Annotated in this window: 9 protein-coding genes; 2 read left to right on the plus strand and 7 right to left on the minus strand. The window is 46.9% G+C overall.

Annotated features, from left to right (window positions below):
- Positions 1-14: 14 nt before the first annotated feature.
- Together KIT90_RS21055 and KIT90_RS21060 are read right to left on the minus strand one after the other, a co-directional pair.
- Positions 15-1,406 carry a YfcC family protein gene (locus KIT90_RS21055; RefSeq protein WP_005437061.1) on the minus strand — a complete coding sequence of 464 codons (1,392 nt, stop codon included), beginning with the start codon at positions 1,404-1,406 and terminating at the stop codon, positions 15-17.
- A 133-nt stretch (positions 1,407-1,539) separates the two neighbouring features.
- The gene (locus KIT90_RS21060) at positions 1,540-2,787 is read right to left on the minus strand and encodes an allantoate amidohydrolase (RefSeq protein WP_171370114.1); all 1,248 of its coding nucleotides are present in this window, start codon (positions 2,785-2,787) and stop codon (positions 1,540-1,542) included.
- A 238-nt stretch (positions 2,788-3,025) separates the two neighbouring features.
- Here KIT90_RS21060 and KIT90_RS21065 point away from each other — a divergent pair, with 238 nt between their 5' ends.
- A complete protein-coding gene (locus tag KIT90_RS21065; RefSeq protein WP_171370113.1) occupies positions 3,026-3,772 on the plus strand; it encodes an FCD domain-containing protein in 747 nt (248 codons plus the stop codon).
- 28 nt (positions 3,773-3,800) lie between these two features.
- On the opposite strand, the gene KIT90_RS21070 is transcribed toward KIT90_RS21065, so the two are convergent.
- The 3 genes from KIT90_RS21070 to KIT90_RS21080 form a co-directional block, all read right to left on the minus strand.
- Positions 3,801-4,253, minus strand: coding sequence for a MarR family winged helix-turn-helix transcriptional regulator (locus KIT90_RS21070; RefSeq protein ID WP_054755829.1), 453 nt, complete (start codon positions 4,251-4,253; stop codon positions 3,801-3,803).
- Positions 4,254-4,722: 469 nt separating this feature from the next.
- Positions 4,723-7,884: an efflux RND transporter permease subunit gene (locus KIT90_RS21075; RefSeq protein ID WP_009707045.1), complete on the minus strand. Its 3,162-nt coding sequence runs from the start codon at positions 7,882-7,884 to the stop codon at positions 4,723-4,725.
- Positions 7,885-7,886: 2 nt separating this feature from the next.
- Complete coding sequence (locus KIT90_RS21080; protein WP_020195666.1) at positions 7,887-9,023, minus strand: efflux RND transporter periplasmic adaptor subunit; 1,137 nt, start codon at positions 9,021-9,023, stop codon at positions 7,887-7,889.
- Positions 9,024-9,522: 499 nt separating this feature from the next.
- Between KIT90_RS21080 and KIT90_RS21085 the strand changes: the two genes are divergently transcribed.
- The gene (locus KIT90_RS21085) at positions 9,523-10,149 is read left to right on the plus strand and encodes a winged helix-turn-helix domain-containing protein (RefSeq protein ID WP_171370112.1); all 627 of its coding nucleotides are present in this window, start codon (positions 9,523-9,525) and stop codon (positions 10,147-10,149) included.
- A gap of 471 nt (positions 10,150-10,620) precedes the next feature.
- On the opposite strand, the gene KIT90_RS21090 is transcribed toward KIT90_RS21085, so the two are convergent.
- Both KIT90_RS21090 and KIT90_RS21095 read right to left on the minus strand, forming a co-directional pair.
- Complete coding sequence (locus tag KIT90_RS21090; protein ID WP_285378542.1) at positions 10,621-12,258, minus strand: methyl-accepting chemotaxis protein; 1,638 nt, start codon at positions 12,256-12,258, stop codon at positions 10,621-10,623.
- A 179-nt stretch (positions 12,259-12,437) separates the two neighbouring features.
- Positions 12,438-12,905, minus strand: a complete 468-nt coding sequence (locus tag KIT90_RS21095) for a hypothetical protein (RefSeq protein WP_285378544.1) — start codon at positions 12,903-12,905, stop codon at positions 12,438-12,440.
- Positions 12,906-13,027 lie beyond the last annotated feature (122 nt).

Here is a 13,027-nt window from a genome sequence, read left to right on the forward strand (position 1 = left end):
CAATATAAAAGGCGTTAGTAACCAACCATTTGTCCAACAAACAGAGCTACCCAACATAGAACATAAACGAACGCCATGAATGGCATGATGGCTTTGAGCCACTGCTCGTAAGACACGCGACCAAGTGCCAACATTGCTAGCGTACCACCAGAAGTCGGTACGATAAGGTTGGTCAGACCGTCACCCACTTGGAATGCGGTGATCATCAGCTGTCGACTCATGCCAGTAAGATCTGCCACAGGAATTAGGATTGGCATGGTCACCATTGCCTGACCAGAACCCGATGGTACGAATAGGTTGATCACACCTTGCACCACACTCGCAACAATCGCAGAGATAGCAATCGGCATATCTTGAATAAGTGAGCTTAACGCGTTAACGATGGTGTCGATGATTTGCGCTTGGTCGAGGATGATTTGAATCGATGCAGCAACACCAATCACCAATGCACCTGCGGTTACGCCCGATGCACCTTCCATCATTTGCTTCACAATGCCATTAGCGCTTAAACCGTTGACTGCGCCGATCACAATCGCCATCAATAAGAACAAGCCTGCGATCTCGTTGATGTACCAGCCATTGGCAAATACGCCGTAAAGCATCACGCCAAGACCTGCTAGGAATACGCCCAGCGTCAGTTTGTCTTTCTTCTCTAGATGGTATTCCGATAGATCTTTGCTTAAGCCTTCTGCTGAATCTGGCTCTTTAAACTCCATCTTCGCCACGCGAGTACAGATGTAGTAAGACAGCAGTGCAAGAGAGGAAATCACCATCGCTGCACGCAGCCAAGCGCCCGAGAAAGTAGGCAGCTCTGCAATACCTTGAGCCACACCGACGGTATAAGGGTTGATTGGTGACAGAGCAAAGCCCACTCCGATGCCGCCCACCGCCATTACCGTACCGACAAGGCTGGAGTAACCAACCGCTGCAGAAATCAGAACTGCAACCGGAACAAGTGCGATGTTGTTCTCAAAGCCTACCGCCACGCCAAAGAAGCCGTAGATAAAGGTGCCGATGGTGATGATCAAATTACGGTTCTTCACACCCGCTTTGTTTACCGCCACACCAATTGCGTTCTCTAATGCTCCGGTGCGTTGCAAGATGTGGAACAAGCCACCAGCAATAAATACGATGAACAAGTAAGGCGCCGCACTGATCAAACCTTTCGGAATCGCGACAAAAATATCAAAGAAATGCACCGCTGGAACGTCATTCAGATAGGCAAATGAGTTCGGTACTACCGTAGTTCGGCCATCGACAACAACGCGTGAGAATTCCCCCGCAGGCACAACAAAGGTCAGTAGGTAAGTCGCCACTAAAATCATAAAGATCAGGACCATCGGGTCCGGCATGCTTTTGTACCAAGCCTTTTTCTCTGTCGTCTCCATCTTCTTTGTCATATCCATAACAAAATCTCTCCTTAGTATAGGAATGAAAGCTCACTCGTTTGAGCAATCACGTTTGCAAGCAAAAACCAACGCTTGGTTTTAAAAGTAAAAAAGAGGATGAATCCCCACCCTCTCTTGTTTTAGTCGCGTGTTATTGATGCTTCATCAGCATGCAGAAATGGTTCAGCACTTCGACTGCGGCCATCAGATCTTTTTGTAGAATCGCTTCATCTGGATGGTGGCTAACCCCATCCGTACAACGCATAAACAGCATCGCAATGTCCGTTAATTCACACACCGCAAGGCCATCATGCCCTGCACCACTAAATAAGTGCTTAGCTTCAATATTGGATAGCGAGATCGCCTGAGTCAGTGCCGAGGAAAGCGAATCAGAACAAGTGACCGCCGCTTGCTCGTAAGTCTGTTCGTGGCGATACGCAAGATTGTACTGCGTCATTAAGGTTTCGATGTTTGCCAGCATTTCTTGTCGTGCGGCAATACGCGAAGCATCATTTGGTGAGCGCAGTTCGATAGTGATGTCCGTTTGCTGAGGAATCACATTCACACCGTTCGGGAAGTTGGCAATTTTGCCCACCACCCCCACAAGGTCGTCTTCACGCTTACACATTTGGTCAAACATATGGATGACCTGCGCAGCCCCAACTAGCGCATCTTGGCGCATGTTCATTGGCACGGTACCCGCGTGACCAGCTTTACCTAAAACCGATAAAGTATGGCGCTCAATACCGGTGATGGCCGTAACCACACCCACAGGCAAATTCGCTTGCTCAAGTTGCGGGCCTTGTTCTATGTGGAGCTCCACAAAGCCCAACACCTTGTCTTTGTCGTAAGCATCTTGCGCAATAAGTTCTGGATGGCAACCGAATGATGTCAGTGCTTCACGCATCGTAATACCGTGAGCATCGCGTGCATCCAAAACGCTCGGGTCAAACGTTCCGGCAATGGCTTTTGAACCAAGTAATGTCGATTGGAATCGAGTGCCCTCTTCATCGCTAAAGGCAATCACATCGATATGGAAAGGAAATTCAAATTTATGCTGATGGAAATAATGAACCAAAGCGATAGGTAGGATGACACCTAAAATACCATCGTACTTGCCACCATTTGGCACGGTATCTTGGTGGGAACCAAAGATCAGCGTCTGCGCATTTGGGTTCGGACTGTGATAACGACCAATAAGGTTAGCCGCGTTATCCATGCGCACTTCCATGCCAGACAACAACATCCACTCGCGTAGCTTTTCATTTGCTCTCGCATGCTCTTCACTGGCACACAAACGCGTCACGCCTTCGCTATCTGGGTCATTGGTTTGGCTGCATTGAGCAATATCTTCCAACCATTCCCACGCTAGACTGGCCGTTTCTACAAATTTTTCCATCTTGAATCGCTCTATTTCTAACCATGTTCATTTTTAATTTATCATGATAAATATCAAATGAAAGACATTTATCATGATAAATAGACTTTTTTGTGAGTGCGATTCGATCGATAATCGGATGGTTTCATAACTAAAACCGTGTTCGTTTTTCAGAAAATGAAAGGCAGAAAACTGGTGACATCCTTTGAATTTCCTTCAAAATTTAATAGATACCGCGAGATAACCCAGCGAGGAAAATGTGGCAAGCAGCGCGAAAGGACGTAGAACTCAACAACTGGCCGAATCGATCAAAACTTGGATCGTCGATCAAGCTTTGCAGCCCGGCGATCGTCTGCCGAGTGAAATCGAAGTCATGGAAACCTTTGATGCTTCCAAAAGCACGGTACGAGAAAGCATGCGAATCCTTGAAGCACAAGGCATTCTCTCGACCAAGACAGGGCCAAAAGGCGGTGTGTTTGTTAGCGAAATGAGCGAGAACAAAGCTCAGGCACTGCTAAGCAACTACCTGTTCTTTAAAGACGTTTCGATTTCTGACCTGTACCAAATCCGCTTGTCACTTGAACCAGAAATCGCTGCCTCATTAGCAGGCACATTAACAGAAGCACAGCTTGTTACGCTCGATCAGCAAATCGATAAGTACCACACGCCACCAGAAGACGTGTATCAAGAACGCGAACACCACATTGCATCAATTGAGTTTCACAGCCTATTAGCCAGTTACTCTGGCAACGAGCTGCTGAAGTTTGTGGTTCGTTTTACTGCTCAGATGCTTACCGAACTAACGATTTACCGTAAATTGTATGAACCAGGGAACCATAAGCTGTGGCAAACGGGCGTACAAAGCCAACGTGCACTGGTGGAAGCACTGCGTAAAGGTGACGCTTCAAAAGCCAAACAAGTGATGGAACAACACATGCTGACCGCGCATCAATTGATGAAGAAGCAAGAAGCTGAAGTGGCGAACCGTTTCCTCACAGAAAGCTAATTGGCTCGCCATCGTTTGAAATGCAGAATTAAGGGTGGTTGGCTAAAGTCATTTTACGCACCAAACGGAAGAATTCGTCAGATTCCTCTTCCGTCAAACAAGAGAAGAAATCTTGCTTGAGGTTGGTCATGATGCGGTGCACTTTGCGTACCGCTTCTACGCCCTCTTTGGTGAGTGTCAGAATCTTTAATCTCTGATTGGTTTCGCTCTTAGAAACTTTAACAAAACCTCGTTTCTCTAAGTTATCTACCATACGTTTTGCTACGCTTCGCTCTGTCAGAACCGCATCCGCCAGCTCTTGCTGACTCATCGGTTGAAACTCTTCTAACGCCGCCAAGGCACTCGCCATTTCCAACGTCATTAAGTCCTGACGCGATAGCTCTGCTTGGGCACGATTGCGGAAGGTTCGGTTCATCACGCTGCACACAAACATCGGGCTTTGATCCAACACGGATATCGGAGAAATCTTCTGATCTTTCATACTTGCCTATTCTACTTTCGGCTTTGTTTTCATTTGGATAGTACTGCGTTTACAAGAGATTCCCGACTACGCTCCTTCGTCGCTTTCGGGAATGACGCGTTGTTGAGTGACATGCTCAATTCAATATTCCGAGCATTCTGATGAGCCTCAGAGACCCTACGTCCGTCATCCTCAAGAGCGAGGGACGAGCGAGTTGGGGATCTCTTTCAACACTCAAATCTCGGTCATTCCGACGAGCCTAGGCGAGATCAGGAATCTAACTGCCACACGCACTCACTCAATATTTCACATCAAGTCACAGCACTCGGTGAGCAGATTCTGAATCACGCTCGTCCCTCGCTTTTCAGAATGACGTAAAAATTAAACCTCAAACGCAAACTATCCAATTGAATCCAAAAATAAAGGACGCCGAAGCGCCCTTTTCTTGTACTTATTAGCAATAGTATAACTTAGTCTTTAGCGCTAAGTCCTACTCTTGGCTTGCCGTCGGCTGTGAAGTAGATTCCACTTGCTCTTTTTGTGCTTCTTTTCTTGCGCGGCGATCGAACAAACGCTCAACCACAACGAAGAACACAGGTACGAAGAAGATACCAAGCAAGGTCGCACTTACCATACCGCCAAGTACGCCCGTACCTACCGCATTCTGACCCGCAGAGCCTACGCCCGCACTGATCGCTAGCGGTACGACACCAAGACCAAACGCAAGCGAAGTCATGATGATAGGACGAAGACGAACACGTACCGCGTGCAGCGTTGCTTCAATCAAGCCCGCGCCTTTCTCGTAGTATTCCTTGGCGAATTCCACGATAAGGATCGCGTTCTTCGTTGCCAGACCAACAGTGGTCAACAAACTAACTTGGAAGAATACGTCGTTATCCATACCGCGAGTCATGACCGCAAGTACCGCACCTAGCACACCCAGAGGCACTACAAGTACAACCGCGAATGGTACTGACCAGCTCTCATAAAGTGCAGCTAGTACAAGGAAGACAACCAGAATCGACAGCGCGTAAAGCATTGGCGCTTGGTTACCAGACAGACGTTCCTCGTAAGAGATACCGTTCCAGTTCACCGTAAAGCCAGGAGGCAGTTTTTCTACCATGGCTTCGATTTCTGCCATCGCTTCACCAGTACTTACGCCCGGAGCAGCACCACCTTGGATATTCATCGCAGGTAGACCGTTAAAGCGTTGTAATAGCGGAGAACCGTAAGTCCACTCACCCGTTGCGAATGCTGAGAATGGCACCATCTCGCCTTGTGAGTTACGCACGTACCACGAGTCGAAGTCTTTCGGCTGCATGCGGTGTTCAGCATCACTCTGTACCATTACCTTCTTCACGCGTCCGCGGTCGATGTAATCGTTGATGTACGCACCACCCCATGCCGAAGCTAGGATTTGGTTTACATCATTAATGCTCACATCAAGCGCACGCAGTTTCACGTGGTCGATATGAACTTGGTACATCGGAGCATCTGCCTGACCGTTTGGACGCACACCCACTAGTTTCGGGTTTTGTGCTGCCATACCGAGGATTTGGTATTGAGCCGCTACAAGCGCTTCGTGACCATTGCCCGTTGAGTCTTGTAGGTAGAAGTCGAAACCAGTCGCGTTACCCAACTCTTGAATCGCCGGTGGTGCAAACGCAAACACCATTGCTTCTTTAATCGTTGAGAAGTAACCCATCGCACGACCTGTCAGCGAAGCCGCATCCGAACCCGGAGCTTCACGTTCTGACCAATCTTTCAGACCGATAAACGCCATACCCATGTTCTGACCTTGACCCGCGAAACTGAAGCCCGCTACCGAGAACACTGACGCAACGTTGTCTTTCTCTTCTTCTAGGAAGTAGTTACGGACTTTTTCTAGGGTCTTTTCAGTCTGCTCTTGAGTCGAGTTCGGTGGCAAAATTGCCATTGAGAACACCGTACCTTGGTCTTCATCCGGTAGGAACGATGTTGGTAGGTTCATAAACAACCAACCAGCGCCCGCACTCATTGCCGCGAACACCAGCAGCATACGACCAGTGCGTTTCAGCATTTTCGCTACGCCCGCTTCGTAACCCGCCGTTGCCGCATCAAACTTACGGTTGAACCAGCCAAAGAAGCCTTTCTTATCCGAAAATTCTGCGTCGCCTTTTTTCAGCAAGCTCGCACAAAGTGCCGGAGTAAGAATGATCGCCACCAATACCGATAGGGTCATCGCCGCTACGATAGTGATAGAGAACTGACGGTAGATAACACCGGTTGAGCCAGACATGAATGCCATCGGTACGAATACCGCAGACAGCGTCAAACCAACACCTACTAGCGCGCCAGTGATCTGACCCATCGACTTCTTCGTCGCTTCTTTTGGATCGAGACCGTCTTCGTGCATTACACGTTCCACGTTCTCAACTACTACGATCGCATCGTCCACCAGCAAGCCGATTGCCAGAACCATCGCAAACATGGTTAAGGTATTAACACTAAAGCCGGTCGCGTAAAGGATCGCAAACGTACCCAGCAATACCACCGGAACCGCAATCGTTGGAATGATCGTCGCACGGAAGTTCTGCAAGAACAGGTACATGATCAAAAATACCAACACGATTGCTTCAAGCAGTGTCTTGATTACTTCTTTGATCGACGCATCAACGAATGGCGTTGTTTCAAACGGGTAAGCGATCTTCAAGCCATCTGGGAAAGTCGCACTTAACTGACCAAGGCGTTCTTTTACAGCTTCTGCCGTTTCTAGCGCGTTCGCACCAGTACCAAGCGAGATACCAAGACCTGCCGCTGGGAAGCCGTTGTACTGACCTTTGATGTCGTAGCTTTCTGCACCACGCTCAACACGGGCCACGTCTTTCAGGTAAACATTCGAACCGTTCGCTTCTGATTTCAGAATGATGTTTCTGAATTCAGCCACACTGGTTAGACGGCTTGCTGAAGAAATCGTCGCGTTAAGCAACTGACCAGACTGAGCAGGTGCTGCGCCTAACTGACCCGAAGAAACCTGTGCATTCTGCTCACGAATAGCGTTCGCAACGTCGATTGCCGTTAGGTTGAACTGAGTCAGTTTGAATGGGTCTAGCCAAACGCGCATTGCGTATTGAGAACCAAACGCTTGCACTTGACCTACACCCGTAACACGGCTGATCGGATCTTGAATATTGGTAACAACAAAGTCACCGATGTCGTTTTCTGTGAATTCAGGGTCTTCAGAGTAAACCGCCACAACCATCAAGAATGAGGTGTTGGATTTGTTTACGATGATACCTTGGCTTTGTACTTCCATCGGAAGCGACGTCATCGCCAATTGCAGTTTGTTCTGCACCTGAACTTGCGCGATATCTGGATCCGCTTCGCTATCAAACGTCAGCGTAATGGTCGCGTTACCAAACGCATCACTACTTGAGTTTAGGTAGCGTAGGTAGTCCAGACCCGTCATGTTTTGCTCGATAACCTGAGTCACTGAGTCTTCTACGGTTTTCGCAGAAGCACCCGGGTAACGGGCATTGATTGAGATCGTGGTCGGTGAAATCGTCGGGTATTGAGAAACCGGCAAGTTGAACAGGGACATTACGCCCGCCAACATGGTCAGAATCGCAAGTACCCAAGCAAATACCGGACGATCGATAAAGAATCGTGCCATGATTATGCCTGCTCACCTGATTGAATGGTCACTGGGTTACCCGGTTGCACCATTTGCAGACCAGTTGTGATGACTTTATCACCCACTTTCAAGCCTTCTGTGATGCGCCATTGGTTACCAATAGACTCTGCCGTCGTCACTGGAGTGATAGACACTTTGTTGTCCGCACCCACAGTCATGACTGAAGCTTTGCCCGTTGCGTCACGCGTTACTGTGTTTTGCGGGATAAGAATCGCCACAGGGTCCACACCTACTGTTACTGTTGCGCGCACGAACATGCCCGGTAGCAGTAAGCCATCTGGGTTCGCGAATTCTGCACGTAGCGTTACGCTGCCCGTACTTTCATCTACGTTCACTTCGGTAAACTTCATGGTGCCTTTGTGCGCGTAAGTCGAACCGTCTTCAAGCGTTAGCGTCACTTGAGCGGATTCGTCTTTTTGCAAGTGACCTTGTGACATCGCAGCTTTCAAACGGAGTAACTGAGCAGAAGATTGCACGATATCAACATTGATTGGGTCTAGTTGTTGGATAGTCGTTAGCGTCGCCGCTTGGTTTGCCGTTACCAGCGCACCCGCCGTTACGTTAGACTTGCTGATCACACCGCTGATTGGCGCTTTCACTTGTGCGTAAGACAGATTGATCTTCGCCGTGTTGATTCTCGCTTTAGCGACCAACACTTGCGCTTTCGCTTCTTTGTAAGCCGCTTCTGCTTCATCGAGATCTTGTTGGCTGATCGACTTCTTGGTGATCAACGCACGGTAACGACGAACCGTTGAGTACGTTGACTCTTCAGATGCTTGGGCACGGATCAGTTCCGCTTCTGCGCTTAATAGATCTGCTTGGAACGTAGAATCGTCGATCTGATAAAGCGATTGACCTTTCTCAACCACACCACCCTCTTCAAAATTACGCTCAGAAATAATACCCGTTACCTGTGGGCGAACTTCTGCCTCTTTAAACGCTCGGCTGCGGCCTGGCAGTTCTACTGTTAACGCTTGGCGAACAGGTTCTACCGTCAATACCGTCACTTCTGGTGTCGGCGCTGGACCACCTTGCGCTTGTCCTTCTTGGCTCTGCTCACACCCGACCAATAATAGGCTCGACGCAATCAAGAGCGATAGCGTGGTTCTACGTGTCATGAAAATTCTCTCTTCCTAACTAAAACAACGTGACTCAATAAAAAGTCAGCAAATATTAGTCGGGATGATAATTATTCAATGTTGTACATACAACAAAATTTAACGTTCTTTACGATAGACAAAAATGTTTATTCGAAAGCTGTCGCTGATCTCTCAATTTGAGTGCTTTTTTATTGGAAAAATAAAATTTCTGTGAGCAATCGAAATCAGATTTTTCTTAATAAAAACAGTAAAAAAGAGTAGACAAAACCAGAGAATTCGTGACAAAGCAAACCAATTAGTAAGAGGTTTTGCTATCGCGGATAAAAAGAAAGCTTATTAAATATCGTGAGAATAAATGAAAAAAACAAGAATTTACACTCGCTTAACATTGCATCATTAATTGAACATTTAAAGCTCGCTTTGATTAAATAAATTGCAAATATAAGCGTTGATTTCCGTATTTATTACCCTATAATTCGCTCCCCCTAAACAACCTGACATACGAAATAAGTTGGTTATGAACAATAATAACTCTTTAGTATTAGGGAATTACCTTTGGGACAGGACGACTCACTATTTACAGCCATCCCCTTTGAATGGCAAAGCAGAAGAACAAGAAGCAGTTAAGCTGACCAATAAACAAAAAGCGTTGTTAAATTGCCTTGTTGATGCGTATCCAAACACGATCAGCAATAAAGAGATTATTCAGCAGGTTTGGGGCTATGAACACATCTCACAAGAGAGTTTGCCTCAACTGATTAATCGCACTCGACGAACGTTGGAAGATAACGGAAAGACCATTCTGGTTAATACCCCTGGGGTTGGCTATTCCCTCAATTTTAAATTTGCTCCAGAAGAGCCAGTTTTAAAGCCAATAACCAAGCCAGAAGAGTGTGCTCTCAAGTCAACCAGCAAGCAAAACGCAAAACTATGGAATGCGCTTTTTATAGTTATGCTGTTAGTGACGCTGTTTAATCTTTATGAAACGACAAAAGCACTGTATTACAAGCACGACTTTGAACAAGTGCTAAAAGCTAAAGCTTACCCAGAAATAAAACGTTCCGATGACGGAAAAACGGTAGTGACAATTAACAACCATGAATGCATTTATCACAAAGATCAGCTTTTACTTCAATGCCCATAAATTCAAAGTATTGATAGCATTGGTTGTGTTCAACGGCATTCTCTTGTTCACGGCACACCAGTCAAAAGTTCAATTGTTTGGCAAAGTAGAAGCGATGCAATACAGGTGGACGACCTATACCAAGCTCTATAAAGGTCACATTGAGACCCGTAATCACTACTCACCAATCGGTGGTGCTGTGACAGAGTATCAATCGCTTGACTATCAATATGAGTATTCAAAATCTAAGGGAAACGAATACATTGTATTGAGCTGTGAAAAGCCGGTAACCATGCGCCACAATCGTATCTACTATCTAGATGAACAATGCAGTTTGCTCTTTTTCGGCAGAGCAGAGAGAACTCTAAAGAATATGACGCTCCGCTGCTTATACTGATGCTTACCGCTTCTAAAGAAACTTACAAAAAGGCACCTTTGATAATCAAAGGTGCCTTTTTCATTTCGAGTAAGCGCAATGGGTATAACGCTGTTTTATACGCGGAACTGGCTCACTTGCTTGTCTAACTGTTGTGTCTGTTCAGACAACATAGACAGTGACTGTTGCGCTTGGCTTACCACATCCACAATCGACGTGCTGCTGTCTGCGATACCTTGAACGTTGCTGTTCACTTCATCACTCACTGAGCTTTGTTGGCCCGCTGCTGTCGCAATGTGCGTGTTCATCTCGTTCATGCGTGCAATCGCGTTGAGGATTTCAGCCAACGACTCTGTCGCCAAGCCTGCCGATTGGATGGTGTCTTCACTGCTGGTTTTACTGCCCTGCATCACTTCCACCGCCTGAGCAGCACCTGCTTGCAGCTTCTCAATCATGGCTTGGATCTCGCCCGTGCTCTTTTGCGTTCGGCTTGCTAGTGAACGAACTTCATCTGCCACGACAGCAAAACCACGACCTTGCTCACCAGCACGCGCTGCTTCAATCGCCGCGTTCAATGCTAGCAAGTTGGTCTGCTCTGCAATGCCACGGATAACATCCAATACCGAAGCAATGTTGCTTACGTCATTGTCTAGTGTGTTGATGACTTGGCTTGCACTTTCAATCTCACCCGCAAGGTCACGAATCGCTGCAACGGTCTGCTCCAAAATCACATTGGTATTCGACAACTCTTCGTTCGCAGTTTGACTTGCCAATGCAGCTTCTGTCGCGCTATCACTCACGTTACGGCTCGTCACCTGCATTTCATGAACGGCTGCGGCAACGGCTTCGCTGTCACGCTGTTGGCCTACCGTTGAATCTGCAATGGTCGAAGTCAGCGCATTTAGGTTATTCATTTCCTGACGCAGTGTGTTTGAGCTTTCTACCACTTGTGACACCGTCGCTTGGATCTTAGTGACGAACTGGTTAAAGCCACCAGCCAGTTGACCAATTTCATCTTGAGAATTGATGCTGATGCGCTGACTTAAATCCCCCTCTCCAGACGCAATTTGTACCATTGCTTCTTTGATGTCGTTGATTGGCTTCACTACCGTTTTAAGCAACAAAGCCACCATGCCAAGTGCCGCTAGAATTACGATCGCAATGCCCGCTTCTAAAATGACTTCTGCACGAAATGCCGCTGCCGCGATGTCCGTTTTTAGCGTATTTTGCTTTGCTTCAATCGCGTCTTTCACTACGTTCAATTGATCGCGGACCGCACCAAATTGGTGTTCAAATTCGGCTTTGTTTGATTCGTAGTAGTTTACCCACTGTGATTGTGGCTTGCTGATCATTGCCTCATAACTTTGCAGCCATTGCTCACCCGTTGAGACCAACTGTTGAACTTCACTACCGTGGCTTCGCGGCAGAACGCCTTGATCAGAAAGTGACATGACTTTCTTCATACGAGGCAGAGCTTTGTAGGCGTTGTCTTTGTATTCAAACAAGTGGTGGTCAATTTCTTCTTGAGTCTGTGCCAACGCCAAACCTTGAATCGCAGAAGTCGCTTGATACAGGTCGCGATACGCATCTTCAAGAGTGAATAAGCTCGGAATGACTTGGTCGTTGAGCGTGTCACTAAGCTCGGTCTGTTTCCACATGGTGAGAACATTCAATACTGAACTTACCGTCAGTAATACAATCATCAAAGACAGCGGGAGAACTATCTTCTGCTTGATGGAAAGGTTGTTGAACATGAATAGATACCTTTGTTTTATTGTTCAATTCACCACCGAGTTTATCAAACAAAAGGCGTATAAAATTGCTTATACAGTTCAACGTCCTCTAATTATTTTTGTCTTTTCGACTAATATTTTAGATTCAACAAATAACTGATTTATCGGACGATTTTTCTAGGAAGCAAGGTCACACAACTTCAGTCGGTACAGTTCGATATGCCTTGATTAGATTGGAACATCTCCATCATGGGTTCGATTTGAACATTACCCCACACGACAAAACCAAAGCACAATAAGGGGAACAACAGATGAATAAGGGATTTAAGCGTGCCAAGTTTGCCGCGTTGAATCACTGTGGGTCTGAATACCTTGACGCCTTTTGGTGGGAACTGACCTTCGATCAAACCACGTACGCCAAGTGGCAACATCAATACCGCAGCAAGTAAAAACACGGACAGTGGCATCCAAAAGAACAGTATGTGAACCAGAAGTTCTAAGCCTGACATACCGAACACTTCATAACATTCCGGCGCTTCGACGACTGCTTGCAGCAGAGGCTCTCCCTTAAGCTTAAACAGCACGCCAACTAGAAGGCCAAATACGCCAGCGATAGCGACTCTGATGATCTTTTCTTTTTTGCTGTACTGCGGCGCGTATTCCTTCATGCCCTTTCCTATCAAGATAAAAACCGAGAAAGTCAGCTTAAGAATGGCACGCCAGAGCGCAAATGTGCGCGTGGCTTTTGGGACGCACAATGACGAATAATGAAACAGAAAGAAAACAGCCT

Origin of the sequence: Vibrio sp. B172a (assembly GCF_030248355.1) — a bacterium.
Lineage (GTDB): Bacteria > Pseudomonadota > Gammaproteobacteria > Enterobacterales > Vibrionaceae > Vibrio > Vibrio owensii.